The sequence below is a fragment of the Hahella chejuensis KCTC 2396 genome, from assembly GCF_000012985.1.
Taxonomy (GTDB): Bacteria; Pseudomonadota; Gammaproteobacteria; order Pseudomonadales; family Oleiphilaceae; genus Hahella; species Hahella chejuensis.
In genome coordinates this window covers 724,140-748,569 of record NC_007645.1, presented here as the reverse complement: position 1 = coordinate 748,569, position 24,430 = coordinate 724,140, and the positions used below count along the sequence as shown (strand labels likewise).

Annotated in this window: 19 protein-coding genes; 9 read left to right on the top strand and 10 right to left on the bottom strand. The window is 52.6% G+C overall.

What is annotated here, in order from left to right:
• Window positions 1-38 precede the first annotated feature (38 nt).
• From pstA to HCH_RS03375, 4 genes are all read right to left on the bottom strand, one after another.
• Window positions 39-1,703 carry a phosphate ABC transporter permease PstA gene (gene pstA / locus HCH_RS03390; protein ID WP_011394726.1) on the bottom strand — a complete coding sequence of 555 codons (1,665 nt, stop codon included), beginning with the start codon at window positions 1,701-1,703 and terminating at the stop codon, window positions 39-41.
• Window positions 1,704-1,769: 66 nt separating this feature from the next.
• Window positions 1,770-4,046 (bottom strand): ABC transporter permease subunit, encoded by a 2,277-nt coding sequence (locus HCH_RS03385; RefSeq protein ID WP_011394725.1) that lies wholly within the window; start codon window positions 4,044-4,046, stop codon window positions 1,770-1,772.
• 275 nt (window positions 4,047-4,321) lie between these two features.
• Window positions 4,322-6,013, bottom strand: coding sequence for a TIGR03545 family protein (locus tag HCH_RS03380; RefSeq protein ID WP_011394724.1), 1,692 nt, complete (start codon window positions 6,011-6,013; stop codon window positions 4,322-4,324).
• Window positions 6,014-6,211: 198 nt separating this feature from the next.
• A complete protein-coding gene (locus HCH_RS03375) occupies window positions 6,212-7,183 on the bottom strand; it encodes a PstS family phosphate ABC transporter substrate-binding protein (protein WP_011394723.1) in 972 nt (323 codons plus the stop codon).
• A 345-nt stretch (window positions 7,184-7,528) separates the two neighbouring features.
• Here HCH_RS03375 and HCH_RS03370 point away from each other — a divergent pair, with 345 nt between their 5' ends.
• The 3 genes from HCH_RS03370 (at window position 7,529) to HCH_RS03360 (ending at window position 9,947) form a co-directional block, all read left to right on the top strand.
• Window positions 7,529-8,068: a TRAP transporter small permease subunit gene (locus tag HCH_RS03370; protein WP_011394722.1), complete on the top strand. Its 540-nt coding sequence runs from the start codon at window positions 7,529-7,531 to the stop codon at window positions 8,066-8,068.
• Between the two features lies 1 nt (window position 8,069).
• Complete coding sequence (locus HCH_RS03365) at window positions 8,070-9,449, top strand: TRAP transporter large permease (RefSeq protein WP_011394721.1); 1,380 nt, start codon at window positions 8,070-8,072, stop codon at window positions 9,447-9,449.
• A 102-nt stretch (window positions 9,450-9,551) separates the two neighbouring features.
• Window positions 9,552-9,947 (top strand): acyl-CoA thioesterase, encoded by a 396-nt coding sequence (locus HCH_RS03360; protein ID WP_011394720.1) that lies wholly within the window; start codon window positions 9,552-9,554, stop codon window positions 9,945-9,947.
• 71 nt (window positions 9,948-10,018) lie between these two features.
• Here the strand turns inward: HCH_RS03360 and HCH_RS03355 are convergent, their stop codons facing one another.
• Together HCH_RS03355 and uvrD are read right to left on the bottom strand one after the other, a co-directional pair.
• On the bottom strand, window positions 10,019-11,122 hold the full coding sequence (locus tag HCH_RS03355) for a TRAP transporter substrate-binding protein (RefSeq protein ID WP_011394719.1): 1,104 nt from the start codon (window positions 11,120-11,122) through the stop codon (window positions 10,019-10,021).
• 217 nt (window positions 11,123-11,339) lie between these two features.
• The gene (uvrD, locus tag HCH_RS03350; RefSeq protein WP_011394718.1) at window positions 11,340-13,505 is read right to left on the bottom strand and encodes a DNA helicase II; all 2,166 of its coding nucleotides are present in this window, start codon (window positions 13,503-13,505) and stop codon (window positions 11,340-11,342) included.
• Window positions 13,506-13,919: 414 nt separating this feature from the next.
• On the opposite strand from uvrD, the gene HCH_RS03345 reads away from it, so the two are divergent.
• From HCH_RS03345 to HCH_RS03325, 5 genes are all read left to right on the top strand, one after another.
• Window positions 13,920-16,826 (top strand): EAL domain-containing protein, encoded by a 2,907-nt coding sequence (locus HCH_RS03345; protein ID WP_158304923.1) that lies wholly within the window; start codon window positions 13,920-13,922, stop codon window positions 16,824-16,826.
• 150 nt (window positions 16,827-16,976) lie between these two features.
• Window positions 16,977-17,834, top strand: a complete 858-nt coding sequence (locus HCH_RS03340) for a MurR/RpiR family transcriptional regulator (RefSeq protein WP_011394715.1) — start codon at window positions 16,977-16,979, stop codon at window positions 17,832-17,834.
• Between the two features lie 179 nt (window positions 17,835-18,013).
• Window positions 18,014-18,211 carry a PA3496 family putative envelope integrity protein gene (locus HCH_RS03335; protein WP_011394714.1) on the top strand — a complete coding sequence of 66 codons (198 nt, stop codon included), beginning with the start codon at window positions 18,014-18,016 and terminating at the stop codon, window positions 18,209-18,211.
• A gap of 176 nt (window positions 18,212-18,387) precedes the next feature.
• Complete coding sequence (locus tag HCH_RS03330) at window positions 18,388-19,188, top strand: class I SAM-dependent methyltransferase (RefSeq protein WP_011394713.1); 801 nt, start codon at window positions 18,388-18,390, stop codon at window positions 19,186-19,188.
• A gap of 108 nt (window positions 19,189-19,296) precedes the next feature.
• Window positions 19,297-20,406, top strand: coding sequence for an HD domain-containing phosphohydrolase (locus HCH_RS03325; RefSeq protein ID WP_011394712.1), 1,110 nt, complete (start codon window positions 19,297-19,299; stop codon window positions 20,404-20,406).
• 109 nt (window positions 20,407-20,515) lie between these two features.
• Here HCH_RS03325 and HCH_RS03320 read toward each other — a convergent pair whose 3' ends face one another.
• Complete coding sequence (locus tag HCH_RS03320) at window positions 20,516-21,301, bottom strand: PEP-CTERM sorting domain-containing protein (protein WP_011394711.1); 786 nt, start codon at window positions 21,299-21,301, stop codon at window positions 20,516-20,518.
• 382 nt (window positions 21,302-21,683) lie between these two features.
• Between HCH_RS03320 and HCH_RS03315 the strand changes: the two genes are divergently transcribed.
• Window positions 21,684-22,352: a hypothetical protein gene (locus HCH_RS03315; protein ID WP_148212462.1), complete on the top strand. Its 669-nt coding sequence runs from the start codon at window positions 21,684-21,686 to the stop codon at window positions 22,350-22,352.
• Between the two features lie 22 nt (window positions 22,353-22,374).
• On the opposite strand, the gene HCH_RS03310 is transcribed toward HCH_RS03315, so the two are convergent.
• The 3 genes from HCH_RS03310 to HCH_RS03300 all read right to left on the bottom strand — a co-directional run bounded on the left by HCH_RS03310 (window position 22,375) and on the right by HCH_RS03300 (window position 24,154).
• Window positions 22,375-22,659, bottom strand: a complete 285-nt coding sequence (locus HCH_RS03310) for a DUF427 domain-containing protein (RefSeq protein ID WP_011394709.1) — start codon at window positions 22,657-22,659, stop codon at window positions 22,375-22,377.
• Between the two features lie 119 nt (window positions 22,660-22,778).
• On the bottom strand, window positions 22,779-23,444 hold the full coding sequence (locus HCH_RS03305) for a M50 family metallopeptidase (RefSeq protein ID WP_011394708.1): 666 nt from the start codon (window positions 23,442-23,444) through the stop codon (window positions 22,779-22,781).
• A 101-nt stretch (window positions 23,445-23,545) separates the two neighbouring features.
• Window positions 23,546-24,154, bottom strand: a complete 609-nt coding sequence (locus tag HCH_RS03300; RefSeq protein ID WP_238384964.1) for a YopT-type cysteine protease domain-containing protein — start codon at window positions 24,152-24,154, stop codon at window positions 23,546-23,548.
• Between the last annotated feature and the right edge of the window lie 276 nt (window positions 24,155-24,430).

Genomic DNA, 24,430 nt, shown 5'->3' with positions numbered 1-24,430 from the left:
GTCCTCCCCACCGGCTTCGGGGCGTCATCCGGCTCAGGTTACATCTCAAGGGCTTTGTACTTTTCACGCAGGCGGTTACGAATCGCCACCGCACTCAGGTTAAGTAATGCGATCACCGCCACCAGCAACAGGGCCGTCGCATAAACCAGTGGGCGCGCCGCCTCTACGTTGGGGCTTTGGAAACCGACGTCGTAGATATGGAAGCCCAGGTGCATAAATTTTTGATCCAGGTGCAGATAAGGATAATTACCATCCAGCGGCAGCGACGGAGCCAGCTTAACCACCCCTACCAACATCAAAGGTGCGACTTCCCCAGCGGCGCGCGCTATCGCGAGAATCACACCGGTCATCATGGCCGGGCTGGCCATTGGCAGGACAACCCGCCACAGCGTTTCCGCCTTGGTGGCACCCAACGCCAGGCTGCCTTCGCGAATCGAACGGGGAATACGGGCGAGGCCCTCCTCCGTGGCGACGATGACGACTGGCAAAGTCAGAATCGCCAGAGTGATCGACGCCCACAACAGTCCGGGAGCGCCAAAGGTCGGCGAAGGCAGCGCTTCAGGAAAGAAGTGTTCGTCAATACCGCTACCGAGGAAATAGATAAAGAAGCCCAGACCAAATACGCCGTACACAATGGAGGGAACTCCCGCCAAGTTATTGACCGCGATGCGGATGATGCGCGTCAGCGCGCCTTGATGCGCATATTCCCGGAGGTAAACGGCGGCAATCACACCCAGTGGCGTCACCAGCACGGACATAATGATCACCATCAATACCGTGCCGTAAATAGCCGGGAAGATGCCGCCCTCAGTATTCGCTTCACGCGGATCATCGCTAATGAATTCCCAGATCTTGGCGAAATAGAATCCAACCTTTTCCACTACTCCCATCTGGTTCGGCTGAAAGGCGCGCACCACTTTGGACAGGGAGATTTCCAACTCTTTACCGTTCATCGCGCGAGCCACCAGGGCATCGCGTTTGATTTCCTGATACAGCTCGTCCAGATCTTTCTGCAGCGCTTCATACGTAGCGTGCTGTTCCGCGCGCTCAGCTTCAATCTCCGCCATAGCTTCCGGCGTCTTGCGGCCATCCAGCTCCAAGCGGCGTTCCTTCAGACGCAGACGCTCCAGCGAATAGTTCACCTTACCAATCTGCTGCTTTTCGATGTCATAGATACGGTCGTGCAACGACAGGGCGCGATCAATGCGGGACTGTAACTCATCCCAAGCGCCGGCCCCAGAGGCTACTACCGAGCCATTTTCTTTGACGGACACCAAATAACCGTAGAAATTACCCCACTCTCGACGCTCCAGCGCCATCAACTCTTTGGGATAGCGCACGTCGCGCATGCGGTCCGCCAGCACCCAACGAAAGTCGGAGCCGAGCAGGTCCCTGTTGCCGGTCTTGATCAGGTCCCGGCGCATATAATCCACACCCGGCGGCACCTGCACGCCTGCGGCGTGTAATTGCTCCGCCGGCACTTCTTCCGTTTCAACGATCTCGCCGATCAACAGCGTGGTTTTATCGTTTTCGCCAAGATAATCCGTTTCCATCAGGCTATGAGGCCAAAAGTGGGCCAAGCCGCGCACGCCAATCAGCAGCAGCAGACCGAACACCATCACCAGACTGATCGATACGGCGCCGGCGTTAATCCAGATCCAGGGATCGCCTTTGTTAAACCAGGTTTTCAGTGAAACGCGCATTCTGTTCTCTCGATTCTCTCAGATTTCTTTACTGCCCATCGGACTTCCGCATGACTCAGCGTGACCTTAGATCACGCTGTACTTGGCCCGCAGACGCTGGCGCACGAATTCAGCCACAGTGTTCACCAGGAAAGTGAACAGGAACAACACGAACGCCGCCAGGAACAGAATCCGGAAGTGCGAGCTGCCAACTTCAGATTCTGGCATTTCCACCGCAATGTTAGCGGCCAGCGTACGCATGCCCTCAAAAATATTCATATCCATAATCGGCGTGTTGCCTGTCGCCATCAGTACGATCATGGTTTCACCGACAGCGCGTCCCAGACCGATCATCAATGCGGAGAAAATGCCCGGGCTGGCGGTAGGCAGCACAACGCGAATCATGGTTTGCCATTGTGTTGCGCCCAGCGCCAATGATCCGTAGGTCAGATGCTTGGGCACGCTGAATACGGCGTCTTCGGTAATGGAGAAAATAGTGGGAATCACCGCAAAGCCCATCGCCGCGCCAACCACAAGCGCGTTGCGCTGGTCATAATCGAGGCCCAGGTTTTCTTTCAGCCAAAGAGGCATATTGCCGGCGAACAAAGCGACTTCTACAGCAGGGCTGATCGCAAAGCTGAGCCAGCCGATGAAGCAAATAACCGGCAACAGCAACAATGGCTCCCAGCCTTCCGGCACTATCAAGCGTACGGATTGCGGCATGTTGACCCATGCGAAGCTGAACACAAGAATCGCGATGGGAGTCAACACCAACAGCGTAAATACGCCCGGCATGTGCGATTCCATAAAGGGAGCGAAAAACAGCCCCGCCAGGAAGCCCAAAATGACCGTCGGCAATGCTTCCATCAGCTCAATCGCCGGCTTCACTTTCCGACGCAAAGTCGGCGACATGAAATGAGCGGTATACAAGGCGCCGCAGATCGCCAGAGGAATTGCGATCAACATGGCGTAGAACGCCGCTTTGATCGTGCCGAATACCAGAGGCGTCAGACTGTACTTGGGTTCAAAATCATTACTGGCGGCGGAAGACTGCCAAACATAGTCTGGCTCGGCATAGCCCTCATACCACACTTCGTTCCAAAGCGCGGACCAGGACACGTCCGGGTGTTCATTGTCGATGCTCCAGAAATGCAGGCGGTCATCTTGCGACTGCAGCAGCATGAAGTTAGCTCTGGGCGCAATCGACAGATGCTTGACGTCGCTGTCAACGATCTGCGCCTGCAGCAGATTGCGCTCAGCAGTGGTGTTGAAAATCGCCGCTTCGCCCTGAGCGGTAGCGACCAGAAAACCTTTCCGTCTTGGCTCCACTGCGATCTTGGCGATTGCCGCCTTGCCCGCCTGGAAGCTGCGCACATGCTGCAAGTGATACTGGTTTTCAGTGTCGCGGACTGGGAACCACTGACGAATTTCGCCACGGTTGTTGGCAATCAACAAGGAATAGCCGCCCAGCAGAAAGCGCATGTCAGTAATCTGGGAGCCTGACGCCACAGCGTCGACGCGAGCGATCAGATCCGGCGACTGCTTGTTGGAAATGTCGTACATGTCCAGCTTGCCGCTCTTGGTGGCGATATACAGCCAACGGGTGTCCGGACTGATCTGAATGGAAACGATATCGCCATTCACTGAAGGCATGGTGACGGTTGATTCTTCCAGCGTCACGTCGCCAGTCAGGAAGTTCGCTTCTTTCTCATAAAAGCTGGCGAACAGCTTGTTGGAGGCATTGGCGCCCACGACCAGCAGATAATCATTATTATCACGCACCGCCACATGAGTCAGCGCCGCCCCGGAAGGATCCAACGCCATCGGAGACTCGCCATAAGGAAACTCCAGGGATGGCGTGATCACCCGGACATTGTTCGGCCAGGTGATCTTGTATGTGTGTTTAAAGATAACGACGCTGCCGTCACTCACGCCAGCCACCACAGTGTTGGAGCCTGGCGCGCCTTCGTTGACGCCGGTCAGCGTCGCGCTATCTGGAATAGGCAGTCGGGTAGCGGAATCGACAGAGCCGTCTTTTAAATTAAAGAAGGCGACATTGCCATTATCATTCAGCCTCAGCCCCTTCTCGGCCTGCTCTTCCATGCCCAGCAACAGGGTTGCGCCCTTCTCGCCGGGAGCGTCATAGCTGGCGATAGCATCTACGGACGCGGATTTAAAAATCGGCGCCACTTCATACAGTAAGTAAAAGAAGATCAGGGTGACTGCAACAATGACGCTCACGCCGCCGGCGGCTATAAACCCTTTCGCCATTTTGTCTTTCAGGGTTCGGATACTGCGGTGGCGCTTGAGCTGGGGGGTATTGAAGTCTATCTCTGGGGCTTTGACAGATACCGCCTCATTCATAGTGAAATCCCAATATTAAAAGATGCGCAAACGATAACGGCACAATGTGACAGTTATGTTACAACCCTGTCACATTTGTCGCTGGCGGAGTCTTCATTAAAGCAAAGGGATTTTAAGCTTCTGTGACAGCTTATCAGGACGCAGTCCCATTATCCGCCGAACTTCAGCGCAGCGTGCGAGTAACGCGGGATTTAAGGGAAATAAGTGGGGTGGCGTTAGCGGGGACGAAGCTGTTTCGTCCCCGCGTATTGATGCTGATGACAGCGGAAAGTGAATTACAACAGGTTGGAAAAGTCGCCGATGCGTTCTTGCAACAGCGCGTTGATATCCACCAATCCATTCAACTCACTGTCCAGCCCGCCGACTTTCTCACTGACGATCTCATTCAGTTTCGCCTGCACCTTGCCGGAAAGCTTTTTCTTCTCCTCGTCGATCAGCCCTTTCACGCTCTGCGACAATATTTTGTCCAGACTGGAAGTGATTTTCACTTCAGGGTCCTGCAGCGCGCCGGAGGCCAGCATATTCACATCGAACTGAGAAATATTCTTCAATGCATTCAGCAGCGCCTTCTTCAGCGGAGCGCTCTCTCCTTCCAACAGGTTGGCCAGTTGCACTTCCAGGAATTTGGCGTCGACATTCATCGCCAACTTGCCGTCAGTGATATCCGCCTTGCCTGCTATCGCGGCGATCGCTTTGCTCAAGGTGACGGGGAAATCTTCTTTATCGGAGAAAACAATATCAGTGACGGGCAGATCCGTCAGGTCGAAGGAGAAAGAATCCTTAGCGACAGCGGTGACATGATCAAGGACGCCCTTGAAGTCCAGCTTGCCAACGCCCTGCGCCTGGCTTTGCAGGGCCAATTGCGCAGGCTTGCCCCAAACATCGGCGCGATCCGTCAAGTTGTTGAACTTACCGGAGAATGGCACATCCTGCTGCGGAATCGGCAACTTACCGCTGATGCTCAACGTCTTCACCAGGAAACGCGGCAAGCCGTCGCTGTAGTCCGTCGTATCAGGCTCGGGGGCGGACTTCTGCGCTTCCTCACCAGAACCATTGATGTAGGGTTGCAAGCGACCGTACCACATGTAGGCGTTGTTCGCCCATTTCGCCACTTCATCGCCGAACAAGGCTTTCGCCAAACCTTCCCAGGCGCCCGGATTCAAACCAGCCAGTTCCATCACGCGCTTCATATCTTCTTGCGGGGCTGCTTTTACTTTAGCCAGATCCGCTTTTAACTGAGCGACTTCTTTCTCCAGATCAGACTTGGCGTCGCGGATTTTCTGTAAGTCTTTCTTGGCGTCGCTCTGCAAGTCTTTCACTTTGGCGACGGCCTGCAGCCTTTCGAGAGGATTTTTCGCCTCTTTCAGCGCTTTGATACGCTGCTTGTAGCTTTCCAGGGTTTCTTTGTTAGGCAGAGCGTCGATGCGTTCTTTCCAGGCTTTCTTGCGCGCAGACAGAGAAGCCTCCATCTCCTTGGCCATACTCACGGTCTTAAGATCCACTCTGGCCAGCAGCTCACTTGGATCTGGAATATCAATGGCCGGCAGCTTCATATCTTCTTTGAACTGATCAACCAGCGAAGGCTCCTGGCTGGGAGGAGGCGTCAATCCTGGTACAGCGCCGGTAACGGAGCGCGCTGTATTAAAGCGCATGCCTTCCAACGCAGCGGTTTCCACAATCACTTTGGACTTTAACAGTGGTTCCCAGTCCAGATTGGCGTCGATCAGTTCCGCTTCAAATGCGTTGGTCATCGGCGCCTGAGGATTGGTCACCTTCAAACCATAAATTGAGGCGCCAAGAGGAAAGAAACGGACATCCACCGAATCCACTTCAACCTTGGCCTTTACTGCTTTGGTGCCTTCTTCTTCAATCGCAAACTTGGCGATGATATCTATAAAAAAGAGAGCGGCTATAACAATTACGATCAACAGAACGAATATATAGCCAACAAACTTAAGTGCGCGCATGGCTTTTCCTTATGCTTTTCTTTGGCGAGAGAGTTACCCCGATAACCGCATAAGATAGCAGCGCAGATGTGAAAAGTGTATGGCGGGATCGCGGGGATTATGCGTAAGACCCAAGCAGGTAAGTGCGCTTCACAAAAGAAAAAACCGCCTGAATGAGGCGGTTTTTTTCGACCTTTAAGCTTTGTCTGTAAGAAAGTCTTACAGTGACAGCTCCTTCAGGTACTTGCTGGTGACGGAAGAAGGCAGAGGCACATAACCGTCTTTCACGACCACTTCCTGGCCTTGCTTGGACATGATCATTTTGATGAATTCGCCAACGATCGGGTCCAGGTCTTTGTTTGGAGCCTTGTTAACGTATACGTACAAGAAGCGCGACAGTGGGTACTCGCCAGTGATTGCCGTTGCAGGCGAAGCTTCTACAAACTTGTCGCCTTCTTTCTTGGCAAGAGGAACCAGACGCACGCTGGCTGTCTTGTAGCCGATACCGGAATAACCAATGCCATTCACGGATTCAGATACGCCCTGAACAACTGACGCAGAGCCAGGCTGTTCGTTAACGTTGTTTTTGAAGTCGCCTTTACACAGTGCGTGCTCTTTAAAGTAACCGTAGGTGCCGGAAACAGAGTTACGACCAAACAACTGTACGGAACGGTTAGCCATGGAGCCAGTCAGCCCCAAATCGCCCCAAGTAGTGACGTCTTTGCTGTAACCGCACTTGCGAGTAGAGGAGAACACAGCGTCGATTTGCGCCATGGTCATGCCTTTAATAGGGTTGTCTTTGTGGACGAACACCGCCAGGGCGTCGATCGCGACAGGAATAGCGGTTGGCTTGTAGCCGAATTTCTTTTCGAACGCTTCCAACTCTTTGTCTTTCATCTTGCGGCTCATCGGGCCCATGTTGGAAGTGCCTTCAGTCAACGCTGGAGGCGCAGTGGAGGAGCCTGCAGCCTGGATCTGAATATTGACGTTTGGATAATTACGCTTGAACTCTTCGGCCCACAGCGTCATCAGGTTGGCCAGAGTATCGGAACCTACGCTGGATAGATTGCCGGAAACACCACTTGCTTTACTGTAATCAGACAGCTTCGGATCCAAATCCGCAGAAGCTGCGCCTGCCCAGAATGAAGCAGCAACAACTGTGGCTGCCGCAAAAAATTTTTTTAATTGCATAGGGATGAACTCCTGGTTTCGATTGCGACGTATCCGATAGGTTCGTCGGATTGATCGCCACTATAGGATTCGAATGTGACAAGGATGTTACAAAGTGACGCCTTGTGACATTCAGATTGCAACCTGTTTTCACCCAAGGCTCATCGCATTCCCATTTCACTCAGGTTAAACTTAGCGGTTGAATTCCCGCCCCCCGGTTAAGGAAACAAGAGACTGCTGCACATTAGGGATTTTTCGGGCGTCGTATGCATAGATATGTCAGAAGTAAGAGCTGTGGACATGAAGGGCTGCTGACTCGGTCGCTACACCGATAGCCCCATCTAACAACAAGAAGGAAAATCCATAATGACTAACGGCCTCACTGCGGTTGTGAGACTCATTGACGCATTCACCGAGAAAACCGGCGCCATTATTTCCTGGCTCAATATCGGAATGGTAGTCGGAACTGTCGCCGTCGTCCTGCTCCGGTATGTCTTCAATAACAGTTCCATCGCCCTTCAGGAATCCGTGCTTTATATGCATGGCTTCGTATTCATGATTGCTTCCGCCTACACCCTGAAACACGATGAACATGTGAGAGTGGATATTCTCTATCAACGATTTTCCGTGCGCGGCAAAGCCATTGTGAACTTATTGGGAACGCTTCTTCTCTTATTCCCTCTGCTTATTTATATCGGCATAGAAAGCTGGCCATACATAGCGCAGAGCTGGCGTATTCGCGAAATTTCTCCTGAAACAGCCGGATTGCCTGCAGTCTTCATCCTCAAATCGCTGATTCTGGCGTTGGTATTTGTCCTTGGCGCCCAAGGAACTGCGGAAGTGCTGCGTAACCTCTGTCTGATAATCAACCCCAGCCATTCCAACGGACAAGAGGAGCACGACTAATATGGAATATATGTCGCTGATCATGTTCGCGGTGGTCTGTCTGGTATTACTCTGTGGTTATCCCGTGGCCTTCTCCCTCGCCGGCACCGCCCTCGCCTTTGCAGGCATTGGGGCCATGGCCGGCGTTTTTGACCATAGCTTCTTACTGGCCACGCCCAGCCGCCTATATGGGTTAATGAATAACCAGACCTTATTGGCGGTGCCCTTGTTCGTGTTTATGGGCTGTATGCTGCAGAAGTCAAAGATCGCTGAAAATCTACTGGAAAGCATGGCCATGTTGTTCCGCAATGTTCCCGGCGGCCTGGGTATCTCTGTAGCCATCGTCGGTATGTTGCTGGCGGCCAGTACAGGCATCGTCGGCGCCACGGTAGTGACAATGGGCCTCATTTCCCTGCCGACCATGCTGAAAAGCAGATACAGCAAAGCGGTGGCCACCGGAACCATCTGCGCCACGGGCACTCTGGGCCAGATCATTCCTCCTTCGATCGCCCTGGTTTTGTTGGGAGATGTGTTATCCAGCTCCTATCAACAAGCACAACGGGATATGGGTATTTTCAACCCGGACACCGTCTCCGTGGGCGACCTTTTCGTCGGGGCGCTGATTCCAGGCCTGGTACTGGTTCTGTTGTACATCATTTATCTGTTTGTATTAGCGCTTGTTAAGCCAGACCTAATGCCCGCCGGCGAAAAGCTTAGCAAACAGGAAATGCACTCTCGTGAACTCTCTCTTCTGAAGGATCTGACGCCACCATTGGCGCTGATCATCGCGGTTCTGGGCTCAATCCTGTCAGGTATCGCCACGCCGACGGAAGCAGCTGGCGTCGGCGCATTTGGCGCTATTATCCTGGCGACCTATAAACGCCAGATTTCAGTTTCTGTATTAAGGGACGTTTGTCAGCAAACCACCCGCGTCACCTGTATGGTGTTTATGATACTGATTGGCGCTACTGTTTTTTCACTGGTGTTCCGCGCCTATGGCGGCGATGAACTGATCAAAGAGATTTTCACATCCATGCCCGGCGGCGTATTCATGGCGGTGCTGGTGGTGATGCTGGTTATTTTCCTATTGGGCTTTATTCTCGACTTTATCGAGATCACCTTCGTAGTCGTGCCGATCGTCGGCCCGGTATTGTTGGCAATGGGAGTCGACCCGATTTGGTTGGGTATTATGATCGGTTTAAATTTACAGACATCGTTCCTGACCCCGCCATTCGGATTTTCGCTGTTTTATTTACGCGGGGTCGCCCCAAGCCACGTGAAAACAACGGACATTTATATAGGCGTGGCACCTTTTATCGTCATCCAGGTATTAATGCTCTGTCTGCTGGCGGCCTGGCCGTCACTGGCCACCTGGTTGCCTGAGGTGGTTTACGGGCCGTAATCCCCTCCACCGTTTAGGCGCAATTGATACAATGGCGGAGAATCGCCTCCCCAGCGCCTAAACTTGCAGATAACGGATTTTCATAAATACAAGAGAACTGTCATGAAAGCTTCTAGTAGCTCAGCCCCCAACGGAGAACTGGCGCTTCGCGTCATTGCTCTCGATAAGGACACCAACTCCAACGGCGATATCTACGCTGGCTGGTTGATGTCGCAGATGGACCTGGCCGCAGCCAGCATGGCCGGTCGTATCGCCAAAGGCCGCACCGCGACCGTATCCGTCAAACAGTTAGATTTTCTGTCTCCGGTGAGAGTCGGCGCGGAAGTCAGTTGCTATGCGCGCATGGTTAATATCGGCACCAGCTCCATGCATATAGAAGTGGAGGTCTGGACCCGCGACAACCATCAAAATACGCCCCGCAAGGTAACGGAAGGCGTATTTGTTCTGGTGGCGATTGACGACTCCGGACGCATCCGCGCGGTGCCTGCCGGAGAGTGATCCGGGGTAAGACGCCAGGCATAAAAAAACCGCAGTCTAAGCTGCGGTTTTTTGTGTCTGTAGTGCGCGCCTTATGACCTGGCGTTGATATACGCTCTTTCTGAGATCTCATGGTATTTCCACACATTGCTGCGGAATTTCTCATAAGATTCATAAACCCTTTTCACTGCGGGATCTTTATCTGCAATCTCCTGAATTGTCTGACGGGAGATATCCTGCAGCTCCTTCAGCACGTCGTCAGGAAAGCGGCGGACGTCCACCCCATGGTTGTTCACCAGTTCATTCAGAGCCGCGTTGTTGCGCGCCGTATATTCATCCAGCATATCCTGGTTGGTCATACGCGCAGCCACTTCCACAATGGCTTGCAGATCTTTAGGCAAGGCTTCGAACGCTTTCTTGTTAAACGTGAACTCCAAGGAAGTGCCGGGCTCATGCCAGCCGGGATAATAATAGTATTTGGCCGCTTTATGCAGACCGAACGCCAAATCATTGTATGGGCCTACCCACTCTGTGGCGTCAATGGCGCCAGTCTGCAAAGCGGTGAAAATTTCGCCGCCCGGCAATTGCACCGGCGTACCGCCAGCCCGTTGCAAGACTTCTCCGCCTAATCCAGGAATGCGCATCTTGAGTCCTTTCAGGTCATCCAGAGAGTTGATCTCTTTGTTGAACCAGCCCCCCATCTGCACACCGGTATTACCGCCAAGCATAGGAATAACGCCGAATGGTTCATACAATTCACGCCACAACTCCAGGCCACCGCCGTAGCTGATCCATGAGTTGATTTCCTGCGCATTCAAACCAAAGGGAACTGTAGAGAAAAACTGTGCGGCGGGAATTTTGCCTTTCCAGTAGTATGATGCGGCATGGCCTGCTTCCGCAGTGCCTTGAGAGACGGCGTCAAATACCTCCAGTGCAGGAACCAGTTCGCCAGCGCCATAGACTTTGACCTTTAGGCGTCCGTCGCTCATGCGCTCAACTTCTTTAGCGAAACGCTCTGGGGCTTCGCCCAGACCAGGGAAGTTTTTCGGCCAGGAAGTCACCAACTTCCATTGAATGGTTTGCTTGGGCGCCTGCTGGGCAACCGGGGCCGCCGCTTCCTTCTCGGCGGAGCATCCGCCCAGAAGCATTCCCAACATGCCTGCGCCCATCAGGGAAAACAGATAGCGTCTTTTCATTCGATTGCGTTTCCTTTGTCTTTATTCTTATGTGATCTCGGCGCCTTGCGCAGCCAAGCATCCAGCGCCAGCCGCCAGGCCATCTAAAAAGGCGGATAAAACCTGCTTAGATGAGCCGACGAAAAGGCTGCGTTCCGCAGTATAACTCGATTATCCGGCAAAAGGACACTGGCGAAGCGCACGCAAAATCTAACGGATCAGTTAACAGCCAGGCCGATCAAATCGCTTCCAGTTTGGCGTATGAAAGCACCAGCCACTTACTGCCCTGATCGTCGAAGTTCACCTGAATCCGGGAATGCGGACCACTGCCTTCATAGTTCAGCACAACGCCTTCACCAAACTTTTCATGTCGCACCCGCTGCCCAAGAGAAATACCTGACTGTTGCGCAGACTCGCCAATCGCGCCATGCGCAGGCCCACGATCCCAAAACATAGGTTTGCTCACGACGGAGCGTAAGCGCACTTCACGCAATAGCTCATTGGGGATTTCGCGGACAAAACGAGAAATGGAGTGATATTTATCCTGGCCATACAAACGGCGACTTTCTGCAAAAGTAAGCACCAACTTCTCCATGGCGCGAGTAATGCCGACGTAGCACAACCGGCGTTCTTCCTCCAAACGTCCCGCCTCTTCCAAAGCCATCGAATGAGGAAACAGCTCTTCCTCCATGCCTGTCAGAAACACCAGGGGAAACTCCAAACCTTTGGCGGAGTGCAATGTCATCAGTTGCACCGCATCCTGATCCACCTCCGCCTGACGCTCGCCTGCGTCCAGCGCCGCCTGGGTCAGGAACTCCGCCAAGGGCGATTCATTGTCGAGTGTTTCGTACTCGGCAACCGCATTCACCAGTTCCAGCAGGTTTTCCTTGCGCGCTTCCGCCTTATCTCCCTTTTCATTGGCGTGATGCTCCAATATGCCGCTGACTTCCAGCATATGCTTGGTGAGATCCTGCAAACTGTTCTCTTTCGCAAATTCGCGCAGATTTTCGACTATTTCAATAAAATGCTTCAGCCCAGCTCCCGCTTTGCCTTTGATTAAGCCTGCGCTGACCGCCGCCACAGAAGTCCGCCATAACGACCCTCTGCGCTCGCGCGCTGCGTCGCGCAAGGTTTCCAACGACTTGGCGCCAACGCCGCGAGACGGAATGTTGACCACCCGCTCAAAGGCGGCGTCATCATCCGCGAAATGGGCCAGGCGCAAATACGCCACTGCGTTTTTAACCTCCAGACGATCATAGAAGCGTAAACCGCCATATATCCGATATGGCACGCCGTGGCGGATCAACGCTTCTTCCAATACCCGCGACTGCACGTTGGACCGGTACAACAGCGCCACTTCCGAACGCGACCGCCCCTGATTCACCCATGACTGCACGGATTCGACAATATAGTTGGCTTCATCCTGCTCGTTAAACGCAGCGTACACGTCAATCGCTTCGCCTTCGCCCTGATCCGTCCATAGCTGTTTGCCCAGACGACTGGGGTTGTGGGCAATGACGTGGTTGGCGGCCCGCAGAATGGTCTGCGTTGACCGGTAGTTCTGCTCAAGGCGCACCAGCGCCGCTTCGCCGAAGTCATTCTGGAAACGCTGAATATTCTCAATCTTGGCGCCGCGCCAGCCGTAGATGGACTGGTCGTCGTCTCCGACCACGGTCATGGGAACGCGGTCCCCCGCCAACACGCGCAGCCACGCATATTGAATGGTGTTGGTATCCTGAAACTCGTCAACCAGAATATGCTGGAAGCGCTGCTGATAGTGCCGCAACAGATCCGGCTTTTGCAGCCAGAGTTCATGAGAGCGCAGCAATAACTCGCCAAAGTCCACCAACCCGCTCTGCCGACAATATTCGTCGTAGCGCTGGTATATCTTGTTCATGGTCTGCCGCCAGGCGTCGCTACCCGGTTCAATATTATCCGGTCGCAGCCCTTCGTCTTTCTGGCTGTTGATAAAATACTGCGCCTGGCGCGCAGGCCACTTGGACTCATCCAGTCCCAATTCGCGAATCACTCGCTTCAGCATGCGCTGCTGGTCATCTGAGTCGATCACCTGGAAGTTTTCCGGCAAACCGGCTTCTCGCCAGTGCGCGCGCAGCAGTCTGTGCGCCAGGCTGTGAAAGGTTCCCAGCCACATTCCACGCGTCGGTATATGCAACAGCGACTCCACCCGCTCACGCATTTCCCGCGCCGCCTTGTTGGTGAACGTCACCGCCATTATTGCGTGAGCGCCAATACGCTCGACTTGAATCAACCATGCCATGCGGTGCACAAGAACGCGGGTTTTGCCGCTGCCGGCGCCGGCCAGCACCAGCAGGTTGCGAGCGCTGGCGGTAACCGCCTCACGTTGAGCATCGTTAAGCGGGTCCAAAACCGCCGTTACGTCCATTGCTGAGACTTACCTCTCTTTGTTTGAAGGGCTTTGTTGTTAACGGCTTTCCGCGAAAGACACGCCAGGAAATTAAACCGCAGACTCATCTCCGATTTTATTCGAAGTGCTTGTGCGCGAGTTCACTATCGGGTTAAATGGGACAACGAACAAAAAATAACAAAATGTTACATACAATAAGCACACTGAACCGCCAACCGGAGTCGCCGCCTTGCACATTTGCGGCGATTAATACTGGATAATTTTACAGCCCATTACAACATTGCATCGCTGCTTTCCAGGTTCGCCGACCGTCAAAAGCAGATATGACGGGTTTGTTTGTGCGGCGGGATTCCAGTGAAATCGGACAATTATACTAACATGCACCCCGGGACAAACGATATTCAAGCAAGCAGTTTAAAGCTGATGTCGACCATGGCGCGCCCTAAACCTCTCAAGGTGCGTCGGGAGCAACTTATAAAGCTGGGGCGTCGTAGTCGCCACGCCGCTGCATTGCTTTTTTTCATTACCATGGGCTTCGTCGCCACCGCCTCTCCCTATCACGCTGTAGCGCCCTTGATAGGACTTGCCACGCTGGGAGCTATCTGCGCCGTTCTGCTCGCCGTCTTCGGCTCACGGGCTCAGGCTCTATTACAGGATGAAAGCGCCAACTTACCTCGCAACGTCGCCAACCTTAGCAGGCTTTATGTGTTGCTCAGCGCCGCAATCGCGACCGTGTTGGGGCCAGTAGCCGCTTACATCATCCTGGAGCTCCCTTCGTCCTGGCTTGACAGCGCCACCATCGCCCAGTTCGTCGCCGCGGGCCTTCTATCCTTTTTTCTCGGCATCTGGCGCACTCCATTTATCATTCTTAGCGCCATGCCACTTCTCTGGTTGTCGGTCCTGTTAAGCGGCAGATCCCCCCTCCCCACGGAGTTAATGACCAACGCAGCCATCCTCAGCGTCTTTCTCTACCCACTCGCCGCGCTCTGGTATCTTGCGTCCAGCCGCTACCTTAATCAGAACCTGCAGATGCAAGGCCTCATCGCCTACTTGGATAACGCCCGCTCCGCCTCAGAACAGCTTAACCAACAGCTCGCCTATGAAATTACTCGTCGCGAGGAAATAGAACACGAGCTGCGCGAGACTCAAAAAGAGCTGGAAAACGCTATCTGCGAGCGCACAGACGAATTGTCCGAAGCCAATCGTATTTTGAGCCAGCAAATCAAATTGCGGAAAAACATCAGCGATGCGCTGATGAAAAGCCAAACCCGTTTATCGCAGGCTATTGAAGCCACAGGGTTGGCCTTGTGGGACTGGGATATTCCGAGAAACTCTCTCTATCAATCATTCTTTCATGACGCCTTCGGTCCCCGAGAAATGTCGGCGACCGCATTCGTGGAGCGCATGCATGGGTTGATACATACTGACGACCGTCCGCGCATCAGAAAGGAAATGATGCTCTGTCTGAAGGGCTTGAGTAATACATACCGGGTGCAATATCGCGTCACCACTGCTAAAGACGCCTGGATCTGGGTGGAAGATTGCGGCAAGCCGGTAAGTTTCGACAAACTCGGCCGCATTACCCGCATGATCGGGTCGCGCCGCGACATCAGCAAAGAGAAAAGTCGCGATGAGCAGCTGCTTCTGGCCAAGTCCGTCTTTGACCATACGCCCCAGGGCGTGTTCGCACTGGATACCGAGTTCCGATTCCTCACCGTCAACAACGCGTTTAGCCAGATCACCGGTTATGAGACGGAAGAAGTGATTGGCAGCAGCCTGGAGGATTTCAGCCAGGCTCCCAACAAGCGGCAAGTGTTCAGTCGTATTCGCGACGAGCTGTTTTTGCGGGGCCGCTGGCAAGGTGAGTTATATGAAAAGCGTAAATCCGGTGAGTTCTATTGTCAGTGGCTGCAAATTACCTCCATCATCAATACAGAAGGCGCAACCACCCATTACGCAGGCTTATTTTCCGATCTTACTGAACGAAAACAAGCAGACGAGAAGCTCCATTATCTGCTCAACTACGATGAGCTGACCGGACTGGCGAACCGCATGCTGTTCCGTGAGCGTCTGGATAAAATTCTACGTAAAGTACGGGAGCAAGGACTCAGCATCAATATGCTTCTTCTGAATGTCGACCGTTTTCGTCAGGTCAACGAAAGCCTGGGTCAGGACCGAGGGGATGAACTGTTAAAACAGGTTGCTACGCGGATCTCACAAACCGCATCCCACGCACATACCCTGGCGCGCCTCGGCAGCGATGAGTTTGCGATCCTCACCCCCGCGAAGAGCCGTTCCCAGATAAGCCGTTTCTGTGAGCAGCTGCTGGATGAACTGAAAGCGCCCTTCAATATCGACGGACATGAATTCTACGTATCCACCTCAATAGGCGTCACCCAAGCGCCCGATAACGGCTGGGAAATTCAAACCCTGATGCAACAGGCCAATATGGCTGTGCGGCAGGCAAAATACCTCGGCGGCAACACCTATGAATTTTACAGTCGCATGTTGCGCAGCATGTCGCGCATGCGTTTGGATGTGGAGACCGAGCTACGCCGGGCGATACAGAATCAACAAATGGAAGTTTTTTTCCAACCCAAGCTCTCACTGGATAGCGGCCGCATCACCGGTGTGGAGGCGCTGGCGCGCTGGCGACACCCACAAAGAGGCCTGATCGCTCCCAGCGACTTCGTGCCTATGGCGGAAGAAAGCGGCTTGATCACGGAGCTGGGAGAGCAAATGCTCGGCGCCGCCTGCGCTCAAGCCGCCGCCTGGAGCCGGGAGGGGCTGGATAATATCCAAGTGTCCGTCAACCTTTCCGCTCACCAGTTACGCCAGAGCAACCTGCCGCAAATGGTGCGCAAAGTACTGCAAGACACTGAACTGCCTCCGCATCTGCTCGACCTTGAGCTGACGGAAAGCACGCTAATGGAAAACATGAGCCGCACCCAGTTTATGCTGTCCCGCCTGCGAGAGATGGGGGTACGCATTACCGTGGATGATTTTGGTACGGGATACTCCTCTCTATCCTATCTCAAGCGCTTTCCGCTAAACGCACTGAAAATAGACCGGATGTTCATCAAAGACGCACACCACAACGCTGACGATGCAGCCATCACTCGCGCCGTCATCATGCTGGGTAAAAGTCTGAACCTGGAAGTCATCGCTGAAGGCGTAGAACATGAAGGGCATTTGCAGTTCTTGCGGGAGAGCGGCTGCCACACCGTGCAGGGATATCTGATCGCCGAGCCGCTGGGGGCCGAACAGATGGCGAGCCTTTTGCGCGAACAAAGCGTAGGCCCTGTAACGCTGCAAAGTCCAACTCCGGTTATTCAATAACGCCAACGACTATTTGTTTGTGCAATACTGCTTCGCTTTTGTCTATCCTTAAAACACGATTTCCAATGCCTGGCCCCAAAAGCGGATTCTCAAGCCATCCCGCCTGCTGAACCCCGCCGTCAGGCTGATATGACACACCAAGGTAATTGGATGGGACGCCCCCACGATATATTGAGCTGGCTTCGACAGAACCGGGACACGCTGCGCAAAAGCGAACAAAAAGTCGCGGAATGCGTGTTGCGCAACCCCAATGATGTCATTCATATGCGTATCGTCGACCTGGCTACCGAGGCGGGCGTTAGCGAACCAACCATTGTGCGATTCTGTCGCACTATCTGCTTCGACAGTTTTCAAAGCTTTAAGGTGAGCCTCGCCCAACAGCTAGCAAGCATGCAGAGGCAAACGCCATTCCGAGCACGATCTGGAGATAGCCTGCAGCAACTCGGCGCCAAAATATTTAGCGACGTACAGTCGTCATTGCAGCAGGTCTTCAATCAGCTCGCCTGGGATCGGATTGAGCAGGCATGCGCCTGGATTTCCAACTCCCCACGCTTATACTTTTTCGGCTATGGAGCGTCCGCCGCCGTGGCGGCGGACGCTCAGCAGAAATTCTTTCGCCTGAAGCCGAGTACCCATGCCTGCCCCGATCCTGATACGCAAATGTTGATCGCCGGCCTGGTGGAAACCAACGACGTTATAATCGCCATATCCCATAGCGGCCGCACGAATAACCTGATTCAATCCTGCATGCAGGCGCGCGCCTCCGGCGCCAAAGTTGTCGCCATCAGCCCGCCACAATCGGCGCTGGCCAATATCGCCAACCTTAACATCGGCGTCTCAGTGGACGAAAACGCTGACGCCTTCACGCCCTTGGCTTCTCGCCTTGCCCACTTGATGATTCTGGACACGATCGCCAGCAATCTATTTCAAAAGCTTGATGAGCAGCATGTGCAAAAGCTCAACCAAGCGAAAAAGAATCTAAGCTCGTTGCGGCTCTCGCCTAATTAATTGTACTATCGGTGAAATAATATACAGCATAAGACCGACGCTCCTCAGTCGGCTGGACAAGACATCACACCAACGCAGGAACGGATTGATAACAGGCGTTATCAAGCAGTAAGCCGGTTGTCATTCCAGTGTAAAAAATAACAATTACAGTGAACCGTCACTAGGCTAAGGGGAAAGCCATGCAAAACATGAATCAACCTTCCGATTCCGTCGCCAGTACCATTCTTGACGTTTTTTACGAAACCGAAACTCAAGAGAGGAAAAGCAAAGAGAAGCAAGCCTCCAAGCGACGCCTTCAAGCCCGCCGGGCAATAGAGGACTACCTCGAAAACAAGCGGTTGCGTGAGGCTACCGAAGACTACTATTTATCTGAATAAACGTTATCTGAATAAACGCCAAAACAGCGTTCTTCGCGTGCGCCCCACTTCCTCCCGGACGCACGCACGTTCTCCGCTTGACTAAGTAGTCGCTGGATATTTCGTGAAAATATACCAGACTTGTTGATGCCGTTTAACGGCTGAAACAGGCATGGGGACATTCAGGGAGCACGACGATGGAGACGCTGCAATTGCGGGATATTTCAGAAACCGCACTTCTCCCTTTGTGGGCCAGGGCGATGGAAACCTTGCGCCCCGACGCCATCATTCATGACGACAAGGCTCTGGAAATGTACCAGCGCCTCAATTATGACTTCAAGCGCTTCAGTAACGCCTGGTTATCACAGTTAGCCATCGCAATCCGTACAGACCTCATCGACAAACTGGTGATGGATTTTATCAACGCCCATCCTCAGGCGGTTATCATCAATCTCGGAGCGGGTTTCGACAGTCGCTATCTGCGCGTGGACAACGGCCAGATACACTGGTTCGATCTCGACCTGCCTAATGTCATCGCCGCTCGCCGTCTGTTTTTCAGCGATTCTGACCGCTACCGCATGTTGGAGCAGTCGCTGTTTGACGTCTCCTGGTTGGAGCACGCCGCCGGAGAGTCTGACAATTGTCTGATTTTGGCGGAAGGCGTCCTTATGTATTTCACCGAGCAACGCATCAAACAGTTCTTCAATGACCTTGCCGAACGTATCCCGCATGCCCGTATGCTATTGGAGATGCTGCCTCACGGAGCACTGGGTCAGGCGCACTTACATGAAGCCATTGGTTGGATGAACGCCGCTTTTCAATGGACTCTGCACAATATCCGTCGTCTGGAAAGTTGGAACTCTCACATAAAGGTCAGACAGGAGTGGTGCATCCTCGACTATCATTGGGAACGCTGGGGGGCCTTAAGCCTACTCGCCTGGTCTCCCTGGCATCGTTACCTGTTTGGTGAAAAGCTGGCGTTACTTGAGTTTGATTGAGCATCCGCTCGATATGCCCAGCCAACGTCTATACTAAAAGCAATCGCCTCCGCATCGCGGCGTAGTCGCACAAGGGGATGTCCGTATTCAACAGGAGCCCGATATGTCATGAAGCCAATTACCTGCCCGCAGTTTGTTGAGTTGGAAAAAGACCTGATTGACGAGTTTGTCGCCTGCTTTCAGGAAAACGTCGAAGAGATAGAGCACACAATTCAAACCCTGGAGCATCAGGTCAATCCTGAGTTAATCAACGAGCTGTTCCGCAGCATGCACTCCCTCAAAGGCAACTGCAGAATGGTTTTCCTGGACGCCATGGTGGATGTTATCCATGAATTGGAGGAAATCGTCTCCGACATGCGTAAGGGAGAACTCCCCTATCAGCCGATGTTCGGCGTTTTCTTTATGAGCATCATCGGCTACGTCGAAACCCTGGTCGGACAGTTAGCGAGTGATCACACCGCCGATGGAGATCTACAGGAGTCGTTGCTTAACGTTATCGCCAAAGTACGTAACGCCTCCCCCGGAAACGTGATAGCCGTTATCAACGAGGGGCTGGACGAACTGCTGTCTGGGCCTAAAGATGCTGGAGAGGTCGCGCGTCCGGAAGCCTCCATGCCGAGCTACTTCGCTCCAGGCAAAGACTCAGACCAACAGTTATTTCGCTTCCTGGCGCGCCAGTTGGATCAGCTCAGCATATATCGCAAGGATCGTACTCAGAAGGAATTAGAGCTCTGTATGGCCGTCAACGAAGAATTAGGCGGACAGCTCAACGAAGAACAACTCAGCGCCGCTGTGTTGCTGCACGATTTGGGCATGGCTTTCGTACCCGTAGGCTTGGCCCACAAACATGAAGAGCTGTTGTCGCGAGAAGAACAGAAAATAATGGCCGCCCATGTCGCCACCAGTTCACAGATACTGCACCGCTTCGGCGGCTGGGAAGACGCAGCGCAGATCGTTCTGCATCATCACGAACACTATGACGGGAGTGGTTACCCTTTTGGCGTCAGCGGCAAAGATATCCCCCTCGGCTCCAGAGTCCTGGCCATATGTGACGCATTTTTCGAGATAACCAGTGAACGTGAAGATCGCTCGTATAAGAAGTCGTTGTTTGAAGCTGTGCGCTACGTGAACAGTTACAACGGCTCGCTGTTCGATCCGGATTGCGTTGAAGCATTCAACATGGCAGTCAGAAAGCTCTATATAGCCAAAGAGAGCTAGTTCCACTATCAAACGCTAAAACATAAAAAAACCGCGCTGGGATAAGCCAACGCGGTTTTTTAATTCTGAGCGGAGAATCTAAATGCCCCGCCCTGCTTGCAATACTGTCTTAAGCAGACTGCTTACGACGACGCAGACCAACCACCGCCAGACCAAGGCCCATCAAAGCCAGTGCGCCAGGCTCCGGTACAGAGAAAGGAATCTTGCCTTCGATAGTATCGTTACCGCAGGTCATACCCCAGTGGAAAGCAATCTCATCGCCTTTCAGCAGATCAGTACCCGCAATGTCAAAGGTGAAAGATACTTTACCGTTTACGGTATCAACCAACCAAGAGCCGGAGCCAACGGAAGTTACGGTAGAGCTGCTGGTTTTAACAGCAACTTCCTGACCGTGACGGTAAGTGGCATATCTGCCGTTGATAAAGTTGTTGGACAGATATGCATTATCACGGTTTGCAGCGCCATTCAGCTCATACAAAGCGCCATCTCCGCCTACGGAGCTCCAACGGTCATCTAGATTGAAGCCATAGGTCCACTTGGTGCCAGTGCTATGCCTGTCATCCAAATAACCGGTATCAGCCTCGCCATTTGGCGTCCAAGTTGAAGAAAGGAACAAGTCTCCGAATGCAATACCTTTTTTCTGGCTCAATGCTGTGTCGGTGACGTAGTTATTAAAAACACCAACATGATTTACAAAGTGCGTGTAGACGTCGACAGTCAACATAGTGCCTGAAACACTTACATCAATTCCCTTTACATCGAATTTCGAGGTGTCTCCAATGACATCGCCATACCCATGATCCTTGCCCACATATTCATCGTTAATTTGGTAAGCATATGCAGAGACAGAAGAACCCAGCGCCACTACTGCAGCCAGTACTTTGAAAGTTTTCATAGACAATTACTACTCGATTATTGGTTTATTGATTTGTAAGCCATAAGGCCTGCCCAAATTAGTGGCCAAGTATTAGCATTTTTGGCGCCATCTTTTACAATCCATTGATATTATTGGCTCAAAAAAGAGACCAGGGTATAACTCGTCAGATCTATAGCTTAATGGTGTAAATTTAACCGACATATTAACCGGCGAACTGTAAGGTCTCGTTGAGCAATGCAGACCTCTCACATGACGATTGCTTGTGAGTGCACTTTACTTAATTTGTTCTACCTTTAGATAAGGAGGATGAGACTCATAGTGTGGGAGTTTCACTCTGAATGTCATCTCCACTGCGGCCAGGATGAAGTCAACCCGCAAAGCTAAACATCAAGCGAAAGCTATGTCAGATTTCGATGCGCTGTTAGCAATATCCGGTACGGCCTTAGTTATCGCCGGGCTAGTTTTGTTTGTTGCTGAAAAGATAATGCATCACAACCATCAGGGCCGGCTTCCGCCAGATATTTTATATCCCGCCCTTATGCTCACGGCCGCCGGCGTTGGCGTAACACTGATTCCGACGCTACAGCCAGAACTAACGCAACTTGAGCAGTTACCGCCTCCCGCAGCGGGATCTGTTTATGATACCGGCATAATGGTGCGCAGCAGCCCGACATTATTCACCGACTCAGTTATTCGAGCTCCGGAGCAGACTCCTTCCGACAGAAAAAGCGCTAAAGCTGGCTCTTTCGATCTGCTGTCTTATAGCGTTAATGGAACGCCCCAGCAGCTCAGCGGATCAATGGATATTCGCCCAACAGAAGACAATACGTATGAATGGATCGCAGATATTGAGTCTTACACTGACTTTGGCCTGCCTGTTATTTACTACTACACGGGCAGGCTCTATCAAGAAAACGGCGCTTGGCGCCTGCTGATTACATCAAGCAATGACCTTACCTGGGAGAAAGGTTTTTCAGCCCCGGCGCAAGTTGAAATGCGTAGCAACTACCTCAGTATGAGCTACGACTATAATGGCGTGAGCGTCCTTGCTGAGTGGAGTTTGGAGTAACACTCACGCCACACCAATCTGGCTAACCTTCTTCTATTGTCACCCCTCTCCAGAAAGCAACATAGTTTTGAATATTACTGGCCGTTTCTGAGGCTGTAGGGTAATACCAAGCTGCATCTCGATTGGTGGAGCCCTCAACTTCAATGTCGTAGTAGCAGGCTGTGCCTTTCCATCCACAAACTGTACGGGTATCGCTTGGCTTAAAATATTCTGACCGGATGGCGGAAGGAGGAAAGTAATGGTTTCCTTCCAAAATGATCGTGTTCTCACATTCGGCAATAACTGCGCCATTCCATATAGCTTTCATAGTCTCTCTCCTGATTGTCTATCGATTTTTGTTATTCTTGTTCGCATCCCGCGTTTCAATACCGACAGCACTGCATGCGCGAACTCAGTATAGATATACGGCGTCGCAGGGAAAAGGTATCAATTATCTTGTGAAGAAGGCGGGCTTCGATGCCCGAATTTAAATGCGACGTAGATAACGGCCAGACTCAACAGAAACCAGCCTACGCCCCAAAGCATGCCTGAGCCACCATAAGCCTCACCAAGCATAACTGCGTCAGACCGCAGGTGAGAGCGTTCAATCGTATCGCTGTAAATGTCCAATGGGGCGTACAACATACTGGTGACGCCAATAACTCGCAGGACCGCATCATTAAATGACATCGGCAGCCATATCGCGCTGGCTATCATGGCGCCTCCTGTAGCGAGCGCAAAACCCAGGGCAAAAACATCTCTTATCCACCAGGCGGCTATCGCCAATAAAGACAGTCCAAGAATGAACATAAGCGCGCGATCAAGGCGACTCAATAGCGCTGTCAGATAAATTAATACGCCCCAGATCAACGACCCAAGATAGCCGGCGGACAATGTCAGAAACCGATTACCGCCGCGGGATAGCACGTGTCCGCCTTGATCAACGGAGATAACCATTTCCACCACTTCACCTCCCGTCGCCACCGTCATAATGGCGTGTGAAGCTTCATGAAAGAAAACCACGAGTATTTTAAGAGGAATCAGCACCGGATAAGGCCAAAGCACCACAACCAAAAGAATAACGCCAATAAGAGGAAGGTATGCTTTGGCCAAAATTAGCTCCTTTATCGCTGGACTGAAATACAGGAAGCGACACTGCAGGCGCTTCTCAGGCTATTCGCCGTTTATATTCGGCCGCTATCTTACCTGAAAAACTAAGCTACCGTATCATACTCCATGATTTCATAGGATTCGCTCAGGCCTATCGCTGGCGTTCCATATCCCGCCAGATGCCAGAAACGGGGAAACCATCCCTGGAAAGCGGTCGTCGTCGGGAACCAGAACTCTCCAAAGTTAGGATCAAAAAAGGTTACATCCGTATCGCTCCATGCAGCCACGGCATGAGCGAAATTCGGCCCGGCGACGCCAATCATTTTGTATGACTTCGCACTGGAGGTAATCGCCCGCCCGATTTCCGCCGAAAAATCTCTGCGGCGCCCGCCCCTATCACCTGTCGATCCTCGCGACATGCCTTTAAACCAACTTGGACCACTGGAAACATGCTTACGTCTGGTCACGCCTTTAGATTGCAACCAACGCTCCGTCGCGTAGTTTTGATCTTCTCTGCCGATGCCTGGCTGGCCAACGACAGCCCCAGAGTTCATCGTACTGCCGATTATAAACATCTGCATAATCTGACGGACTTTATTAGGGTCGATCTCTCCGCCAGTGCGACTGATCCAGCCAGCCAAAGAAGTCGCCTCACCGGAGCGGGCATATTTCTCAGCATTGGCGTGAACTTCCAGCCACTTTGCCGCCAACATTTCGCAAATACCGCCACTGGTATCCGAATTGGTAAGAATTAAGCTTCGAACCGGATTCTTAACTTGCGAAAAGCGCCAAGTGCAATGACCGCCAGCGGCTGTTGCGGAGTTCTGTACTCCCGCCACACGCAATGACAAAATATTGTGCGCTAACCAATCAAACATAACGGGCATTTTACGTACTCCTGATAACAACAAATCTCGTAAAAATTCTTTTTACCCCACCGCCTCAGAGGCAACATCCAGAGTAAAAAGTAACGGAAGCGGCGAACTGAA

Excerpts from the sequence above, each read along its gene's own strand:
- pstA (WP_011394726.1), bottom strand. The coding sequence starts at position 1,703 with ATGCGCGTTTCACTGAAAACCTGGTTTAACAAAGGCGATCCCTGGATC.
- HCH_RS03385 (WP_011394725.1), bottom strand. The coding sequence starts at position 4,046 with ATGAATGAGGCGGTATCTGTCAAAGCCCCAGAGATAGACTTCAATACC.
- HCH_RS03380 (WP_011394724.1), bottom strand. The coding sequence starts at position 6,013 with ATGCGCGCACTTAAGTTTGTTGGCTATATATTCGTTCTGTTGATCGTA.
- HCH_RS03375 (WP_011394723.1), bottom strand. The coding sequence starts at position 7,183 with ATGCAATTAAAAAAATTTTTTGCGGCAGCCACAGTTGTTGCTGCTTCA.
- HCH_RS03370 (WP_011394722.1), top strand. The coding sequence starts at position 7,529 with ATGACTAACGGCCTCACTGCGGTTGTGAGACTCATTGACGCATTCACC.
- HCH_RS03365 (WP_011394721.1), top strand. The coding sequence starts at position 8,070 with ATGGAATATATGTCGCTGATCATGTTCGCGGTGGTCTGTCTGGTATTA.
- HCH_RS03360 (WP_011394720.1), top strand. The coding sequence starts at position 9,552 with ATGAAAGCTTCTAGTAGCTCAGCCCCCAACGGAGAACTGGCGCTTCGC.
- HCH_RS03355 (WP_011394719.1), bottom strand. The coding sequence starts at position 11,122 with ATGAAAAGACGCTATCTGTTTTCCCTGATGGGCGCAGGCATGTTGGGA.
- uvrD (WP_011394718.1), bottom strand. The coding sequence starts at position 13,505 with ATGGACGTAACGGCGGTTTTGGACCCGCTTAACGATGCTCAACGTGAG.
- HCH_RS03345 (WP_158304923.1), top strand. The coding sequence starts at position 13,920 with ATGGCGCGCCCTAAACCTCTCAAGGTGCGTCGGGAGCAACTTATAAAG.
- HCH_RS03340 (WP_011394715.1), top strand. The coding sequence starts at position 16,977 with ATGGGACGCCCCCACGATATATTGAGCTGGCTTCGACAGAACCGGGAC.
- HCH_RS03335 (WP_011394714.1), top strand. The coding sequence starts at position 18,014 with ATGCAAAACATGAATCAACCTTCCGATTCCGTCGCCAGTACCATTCTT.
- HCH_RS03330 (WP_011394713.1), top strand. The coding sequence starts at position 18,388 with ATGGAGACGCTGCAATTGCGGGATATTTCAGAAACCGCACTTCTCCCT.
- HCH_RS03325 (WP_011394712.1), top strand. The coding sequence starts at position 19,297 with ATGAAGCCAATTACCTGCCCGCAGTTTGTTGAGTTGGAAAAAGACCTG.
- HCH_RS03320 (WP_011394711.1), bottom strand. The coding sequence starts at position 21,301 with ATGAAAACTTTCAAAGTACTGGCTGCAGTAGTGGCGCTGGGTTCTTCT.
- HCH_RS03315 (WP_148212462.1), top strand. The coding sequence starts at position 21,684 with ATGTCAGATTTCGATGCGCTGTTAGCAATATCCGGTACGGCCTTAGTT.
- HCH_RS03310 (WP_011394709.1), bottom strand. The coding sequence starts at position 22,659 with ATGAAAGCTATATGGAATGGCGCAGTTATTGCCGAATGTGAGAACACG.
- HCH_RS03300 (WP_238384964.1), bottom strand. The coding sequence starts at position 24,154 with ATGTTGGCGGCAAAGTGGCTGGAAGTTCACGCCAATGCTGAGAAATAT.